Source organism: Flavobacterium sp. (assembly GCF_028712645.1).
Taxonomy (GTDB): domain Bacteria; phylum Bacteroidota; class Bacteroidia; order Flavobacteriales; family Flavobacteriaceae; genus Flavobacterium.
In genome coordinates this window covers 21,656-29,709 of sequence record NZ_JAQTPQ010000012.1, presented here as the reverse complement: position 1 = coordinate 29,709, position 8,054 = coordinate 21,656, and the positions used below count along the sequence as shown (strand labels likewise).

4 protein-coding genes are annotated in these 8,054 nt (G+C 35.9%); all 4 read left to right on the top strand.

All coding sequences use genetic code 11. The features are described from left to right. The coding region (locus PHC28_RS01870; RefSeq protein ID WP_300096200.1) for a glycoside hydrolase family 92 protein at window positions 1–1,390 on the top strand (1,390 nt) is incomplete at its 5' end. Between the two features lie 51 nt (window positions 1,391–1,441). After that, window positions 1,442–2,926 carry an alpha-L-fucosidase gene (locus tag PHC28_RS01865; RefSeq protein WP_300096197.1) on the top strand — a complete coding sequence of 495 codons (1,485 nt, stop codon included), beginning with the start codon at window positions 1,442–1,444 and terminating at the stop codon, window positions 2,924–2,926. A 9-nt stretch (window positions 2,927–2,935) separates the two neighbouring features. Further along, window positions 2,936–5,176: a GH92 family glycosyl hydrolase gene (locus PHC28_RS01860; RefSeq protein WP_300096192.1), complete on the top strand. Its 2,241-nt coding sequence runs from the start codon at window positions 2,936–2,938 to the stop codon at window positions 5,174–5,176. Between the two features lie 27 nt (window positions 5,177–5,203). After that, a complete protein-coding gene (locus PHC28_RS01855) occupies window positions 5,204–7,849 on the top strand; it encodes a glycoside hydrolase family 3 protein (RefSeq protein WP_300096189.1) in 2,646 nt (881 codons plus the stop codon). The last annotated feature ends 205 nt before the right edge of the window (window positions 7,850–8,054 follow it).

The following is an 8,054-nucleotide window of genomic DNA, read 5'->3' as shown; positions in this document are numbered from 1 at the left end:
AGATCATATCAGAACATTTTATTCCTGTTTGTATAGAGTTTTATTGTTTCCAAGAAAGTTTTATGAATTTGACAAGAATAATAATATAGAACATTATAGCCCATATAATGGTAAAGTGGAATCAGGATATATGTTTACCGATAATGGTTTTTGGGATACTTTTAGAGCCGTTTTTCCATTTTTTAATATGATGTATCCTGACTTGAATAGTCATATTATGGAGGGACTTGCCAATACTTATAAAGAATCGGGTTGGTTGCCAGAATGGGCAAGTCCAGGACATAGAGATTGTATGGTAGGCTCTAATTCAGCTCCAATTATTGCAGATGCTTTTCTAAAAGGAGGAAAAAACATTGATGCCGAATTATTGATGGAAGCTATGCTGAAAAATGCAACCGTTGAAGCAGGAAGACCAGTAAAATCTGTTGGTCGAGAAGGTTTGAGTTATTACAACTCTTTAGGATATGTGCCTTATAATGTTGGAATAAATGAAAATGTAGCGCGAACTTTAGAGTATGCTTTTGCTGATTTCACCATTGCTAAAATGGCTGAAAAATTAGGTAAAACGGAAATTGCAAATACGTATTTGAAAAAATCATTAAACTATAAAAACGTATTTGACCCTACAGTAAACTTGATGAGAGGGAAAAATAAAGAAGGTGATTTTCAAAGTCCATTTAATCCATTAAAATGGGGTGATGCATTTACCGAAGGGAATAGTTTGCATTATACGTGGTCCGTTTTTCATGATATTCAAGGTCTAATTGATTTGATGGGAGGAAAAGAAAAATTGGCATCAAAATTAGATGAGGTCTTTATGATGCCACCCACTTTTGATGATTCTTATTACGGTCAAGCGATTCATGAAATTAGAGAAATGCAAGTGGCGAATATGGGGAATTACGCCCATGGAAATCAACCTATTCAGCATATGATTTATTTGTATAATTATGTTAATCAGTCGTATAAAGCTCAAGAAAAAGTGAGAGAAGTGCTGACTAAATTATATGTGGCAACACCAGATGGTTATTGTGGTGATGAGGATAATGGACAAACATCGGCTTGGTATGTGTTCAGTTCGCTAGGCTTTTATCCAGTGACTCCGGGAGTAAATCAATATGTTATTGGAAGTCCATTGTTCAAAAAAGCAACCCTTCATTTAGAGAATGGAAATACGTTTCAAATTGATGCAAAAGATAATTCCAAAAACAATTTTTATATTCAGTCAGCCAATTTAAATGGCAAAGAATATTCCAATAGTTATTTGAATTTTGATGCCATTCAAAAAGGAGGAAAATTAGAATTTAAATTAGGAGAAGCGCCTAATAAAAATTGGGCGAGTAAGCCTGAAAATGTGCCCTATTCTTTAAGTAATGAAATGAAGAAATAAGCAGTTATTGTTTGAAGATTTAGAAGATTAAAAATTATAAATAAATATAAAATGAAAAAAAGATTATTCCTATTCACCCTATTATTTTCGGTACAAATGTTTTCACAAGCCATTTACGAAGACGAAAGATATGTGCCAGAAACCGATCCATTGGTGTTGAAAAATTTAGAAGAATGGCAAGGTAAAAAGTTTGGATTATTAATGCATTGGGGAACTTACAGCGAATGGGGAATTGTAGAATCGTGGTCAATTTGCCCTGAAGATTACGGTTGGTGTGAACGCACAAAAGGAAGTAATCCAGCCAATTACAACCAATATGTAAAAGACTATGAAGGTTTGAAAAAAACATTTAATCCAACCAAGTTTAATCCAGAAAAATGGGCCAAAGCAGCAAAATATGCTGGAATGAAATATATGGTGTTCACTACAAAACACCACGATGGTTTTAATATGTTTGATACCCAATATTCCGATTATAAAGTAACGGACAAAGGCTGTGCTTTCAGTTCAAATCCCAGGGCGAATATTGCCAAAGAAGTTTTCAATGCTTTTAGAAAAGAAAATATCTCAACAGGCGCTTATTTTTCTAAACCCGATTGGCATAACGAAAATTATTGGAATCCTTATTTTCCTCCTTTCGACAGAAACGTAAATTATGACCCCGCTTTATACCCAGATAAATGGAAAAAATATGTCGATTTCACACACAACCAAATCTTAGAATTATTGACTGATTATGGTAAAATTGATATTCTTTGGCTTGATGGTGGTTGGGTTAGAAAAAGAGACCAACAAAATATCAAAGAAAACTACGAAGAGAAGTTCGCAGAAAACGAAGCTAAAAATGGATTTATCAAACACAGAGTAGTAAATCAAGATCCTAAAATGGACGAATTGGTGGTAGAAGCGCGTCAAAAACAACCCGGATTAATTGTTGTTGATAGAGCAGTTCACGGAAAAAATCAAAATTATTTGACACCTGAAAATCGTGTTCCTGAAAAAACATTGCCTTATCCTTGGGAGTCTTGTATCACTTCTGGTGGCGGATGGTCTTATACGCCAGATGCTAAATATTTAACGGGAAGACAAGGTATTCACATGTTAGTGGATGTGGTTGCCAAAGGCGGAAACTTATTATTAAATGTAGCTCCAAGTCCTGATGGAGAATGGCAACAAGGCGCTTATGATTTATTGGCAGCTTATGGAGATTGGATGAAAGTAAACAGTACTGCTATTTATAACACCAAACCAATTGAACCTTACAAAGAAAATAATATTTGTATGACTCAAAATAAAGCAGGAAATGTGTATTTGTTTTATTTAGCAAAAGATGACGAAACTAAAATTCCTTCAGAAGTAGTGGTGAAATCCATTAGTCCAAAAAAAGGAACAAAAATCACGATGTTAGGTTCTAAAACAAATTTAAAATGGACTAAATTAGACGAAGGTTTCAAAGTTACAATTCCTGAAAGTTTGAGAAATAATTTGCCTTGCAAAGAAGCTTGGACTTTAAAAATTGAAGCGATTAACAGATAAAACTAAATTATGGTTTTAAATAAACGGATAATAATACTAGCAGCAAGTTTTGGCTTGCTGTTTTTTAGCATAACTATTTTTGCCCAACAGCCAGCCGATTTTGTAAATCCGTTTATTGGAACTTCTAATTTTGGAGCTTGTTTTCCTGGGCCAATTGCGCCAAGGGGAATGGCTAGTATTAGTCCGTTTAATGTAGCGGGAACACAAAATTTGCCTTTAGAAAAAGATAGTCGTTGGTTGTCTAATCCGTATGTGAATGAAAATACATTTCTAACGGGTTTTAGCCAAGTCAATTTGAGTGGAGTGGGTTGTCCAGATTTAGGTGTAATTTTGCTAATGCCAACGACTGGAGTTGTTGAAACGAATCATTTAAAATACGGTTCAACTTATTCTAATGAAGTAGCCAAAACAGCTTATTATGGTTTAAATATTGACAAATATAATATCAAAGCGGAATTTACAACTTCGAAAAGAGTGGGAGTAAGCAAATTCACTTTCCCGAAAGGACAATCTAATATTTTACTGAATCTGGGTTTGGGTTTAACCAATGAAGAAGGAGCGATGGTAAAAGTGGTGTCGCCGACAGAAATTGAAGGAATGCGTTCGGTGGGGTCTTTTTGCTATAATAGTCCCGAAGAGGCGTATCCAGTATATTTTGTAGCCCAATTTTCTAAACCAGCAACTAAGTTTGGTGTTTGGAAAAAGCCATCCAAATATGAAGGGGTCGAAGCCCAATGGATGACTTATAATGGCAAAACCCGAATGATGGACAATACCACCAAAACGGTTGTTGGCGATAGCATTGGAACGTATTTTTCGTATCAATTTGACAAAGCAGAAACCGTTGAGGTCAAAATTGGAGTTTCCTATGTGAGTATTGCCAATGCTCGCGAAAACTTAGAAACAGAAACAGGAAACAAATCATTTGAAACTATTTATAAAGAGACATACAACGAATGGAATGCTGCACTTTCTAAAATTTTAGTAGAAGGCGGTTCTAAAGAAGACAAGACCATTTTTTATACGGCTTTGTATCATACTTTGATTCACCCAAATACTTTGAATGATGTCAACGGAGAATATCCAGAGATAAAAAGAGGGAAAATAGGCAAAACGGATGGAACGCATTATACGGTATTTTCGCTTTGGGATACCTATCGCAATTTGCATCAATTAATGTCTTTGGTCTATCCAAAACAGCAATCGGATATGGTAAAAAGTATGCTCGAAATGTATGATGAAAACGGTTGGTTACCCAAATGGGAATTGAATTCAACCGAAACATTTACGATGGTGGGAGATCCTGCAAGTATTGTAATTGCTGATACGTACTTAAAAGGAATTCAGGATTTTGATGTGCAAAAAGCATACAAAGCGATGCTCAAAAGTGCCGACCAAATAGAGAACAACCCATTGCGAAATGGTTTGAAAGAGTATATCGAAAAAGGTTTTTTGACTACGAATGATCGCGGACCTGTTTCTACCACTCAGGAATATAATGCTGCGGATTATGCGATTTCACTTTTGGCGAAAGCCTTAGACAAAAAAGACGATTATCTGCGTTTCAAAAATCGCTCGCTTTCGTATCGCAAACTATTCGATAATAATTTAAAATTACTTCGTCCAAGATTAGCAAATGGAAAATGGTATGAACCATTTGACCCTGTTTCGGGAGCTAATTTTCAAGAAAATGTCGGTTTTATCGAAGGCAATGCTTGGCAATATGCTTTTATGGTGCCTCACGATATCAAAGGATTGATGCAATTAATGGGAGGAGAAAAAGCCTTTTCCAATCAGTTGCAAAAAGTATTCGACAGCAAACAATTTGACATGGCCAATGAACCCGATATTGCTTATCCGTATTTGTTCAATTATGTAAAAGGCGAGGAGTGGAAAAGCCAGGAAATGGTCAAAAAATTGGTTCACGAATATTTTCAAAATAAACCCAAAGGATTACCAGGAAATGATGATACCGGAACCATGTCGGCTTGGTTGGTGTATTCGATGATGGGCATTTACCCAATTGCTCCGGGGGAACCTTTATATACCATAACCACACCGATGTTTGATAAAATCACGATTACTTTAGACGCTCCGTATTATAAAAATAAAAGTATTGTAATTGAGAGAGAAAAGAATACCGATGGTCATATCAAAGCAATTCAATTGAATGGAAAAGCATACACTAGTTTCTTTATTTCTCATAACGAGTTAGTAAATGGGAAAAGTTTAAAAATAATTCAGAATTAAAAAATACACACACGTTAATCATAAAGAATGAAAAAGATAACCCTTGTTTTAGCATTGTTTTTGAGCTTTTTAGGTCAAGGCTTTGCGCAAAAAAAATATCCGTATCAAGATCCAAAACTTGGAGTTGAAGAAAGAGTAAAAGACTTGTTAAGCCGAATGACTTTGGAAGAAAAAGTACGCCAAATGGATATGTACAAAGGTGAATATTTTAAGGAAAAAGAAGATTTTTCGAAAACAAAATCCGATGCTAAAATTGGAAATCTTGGAATTGGTGCGATTCACGATATTTATCCGCGTTCGGCTAAAATGATTAATGACCTTCAAAAAGAAGTAATTACAAGCAACCGTTGGGGAATCCCAGCACTGATTATGTGTGAGATGCTTCACGGTTATTTAGACGATGGAAGTACTGCTTTTCCAATGAATATTGGTTTAGGAGCTACTTGGGATACGAATTTAATGGGTAAAGTGGGACAAGTTATTGGTACTGAAGCCAGAGCTCACGGCGTTCATTTTGGTTTAGGACCCAATTTAGATTTGGGTCGCGAACCGCGTTGGGGAAGAGTTGCAGAAACTTTTGGTGAAGACGCCTATTTGAATAGCGAAATTGGTTCGGCGATGATTAAAGGAATGCAAGGAGACGATTTAACCTCAGATCGTTCCATCATTGCTGAACCAAAACACTTTGCTGTTCACGGAATTCCACAAGCTGGAGGGAATTCATCTCCCATTTTAGTTGGAGAACGTTCGGCACGCGAAGACCATCTTCCTTCTTTCGAAAAAGCATTTCGAAAAGCGGGTGCTCTAGGAACTATGTGTGCTTATACCGAGATAGATGGGATTCCTTGTGCCGAGAATCATTGGTTATTAACCGATGTGTTGAGAAAAGAATGGGGATTTAAAGGAATTGTAGTATCCGATTTAGGAGCGATAAAATACCTTCAAACCACGCATTATGTTACCGATTCTCCAAAAGAAAGTATTCATCAGGCGGTTGCAGCTGGTGTAGATATGCAGTTTTATGATTTTTCCAATGCCTTTTGGCAACAAAGTTTAATTGAATTGGTAAATGAAAAAAAATTAACAATGGCAAATATAGACCGAGCTGCTGGTGGTGTGTTGCGATTGAAGTTTTTATTAGGACTTTTTGAAAATCCATATACTGATAAAAGTTTGATTAAGTTGCGTTTTCATTCTGAAGAAAACCAAGCAGTGGCTTTAGAAACAGGGCATAAATCGATTGTATTGTTGAAAAACCAAAATAATCTTTTACCACTTAGCAAGAATATCAAAACGATTGCAGTTATTGGCCCTAATGCTAATGAGTCAAGATTGGGTGGTTATGCGGTGAAAAATAAAGTGGGAACTACTGTTTTGGAAGGAATTCAGCAAGTAGTTGGCGATAAAGCCAATGTACTTTATGAAGAAGGTGTTCCATTAATTGTAAAAGGTCAAATAATTCCATCCAAATTTTTATGGACACCTGATGGTTCTCAACACGGATTGAAAGGAGAATATTTCAATAATAGAAAGCTTGAAGGTACGCCAGCATTGACACGAATTGACAGTCAGTTGGAATTTGACTGGCCTTGGTCACCAGGTGTTGGAGTTAACGATGATGATTTTTCTATTCGTTGGACGGGTTATATTCAGTCAGAAAAATCATTTGATGGTTGGTTGGGTTTAAGTTCCGATGACGGAATCAGAATGTGGGTGGACGATCAGTTGGTTATTGACAACTGGACCAAAGGAGCAACGAGTATTGTTACGACTCCCAAAAATATTGAAGCAGGTAAAAAATACAAAGTCCGCATCGAAATGTGGGAAGGAGGCTGGGGAGCCAGAGCGCATTTGCGTTGGAATTTAGAAAAAGTAAACTTTCAACCCGCAATTGATATTGCTAAAAAAGCCGATGTGGCTGTGGTAGTTTTAGGAGAATCGAATGAATTAGTTGAAGAAAACAGAGATGTTGCTACTTTAGACTTGCACGGAATGCAACAAGAATTGATTGAAGCAATTCAACAAACAGGAACTCCAGTAGTTTGTGTGTTGTTAAATGGTCGTCCGCTTTCTATAAATTGGATCAATGAAAATATTCCTGCTATTGTTGAAGGATGGTTTCCAGGTGAAGCTGGAGGAAAAGCAGTTGCCGATGTTTTATTTGGTGATTACAATCCAGGAGGAAGATTACCGATTACTTTTCCAAAATCGGTAGGGCAATTACCTATATATTATAACCAAAAACCATCAGCTATCCATCGCTATGTAAGTGAGAGTGAAAATCCTTTATATACTTTTGGTTATGGATTGAGTTATACGACTTTCGAATATTCGAATTTAGCTTTAAATACCAATCAAATAAAAGTCGATGGCGAAATAAAAGTAAGTGTTGATGTTAAGAATACAGGAAATTTGGATGGAGACGAAGTAGTGCAATTGTACATTAACGATGTGTATAGTTCAGTAACCACACCATTGAAAACATTAAAAGGTTTCAAACGTGTTTTTATTAAAAAAGGGGAAACACAACACCTAGAATTTACATTGACTCCAGATGAATTAGCATTATGGAACCGCGAAATGAAAAGAGTAGTAGAACCAGGTGATTTTGAAGTAATGGTTGGCGGAAATTCGGTGGATTTGCAAAAAGTGAATTTCAAGGTTGTGAATTAGATTGTTTAAGGATTTAAATAAAAAGGATTAGAGCTACTTTTAGAAGTAGCTCTTTTTTATTTAATTCTTCGAAGATTTTGCTTCGTTTTCTTTTTTTTTGTCATAGATTTTTTGTCTGTGTAAATTTGGGTTTAATTTTACCAATACCTTTTGGGCTCAGCCACGAGGTGGTTTGATTCAGGGTAATAATTTTTTAGCAGAAAAA

Coding starts and splice junctions, on each gene's coding strand:
- PHC28_RS01865 (WP_300096197.1), top strand. CDS start 1,442: ATGAAAAAAAGATTATTCCTATTCACCCTATTATTTTCGGTACAAATG.
- PHC28_RS01860 (WP_300096192.1), top strand. CDS start 2,936: ATGGTTTTAAATAAACGGATAATAATACTAGCAGCAAGTTTTGGCTTG.
- PHC28_RS01855 (WP_300096189.1), top strand. CDS start 5,204: ATGAAAAAGATAACCCTTGTTTTAGCATTGTTTTTGAGCTTTTTAGGT.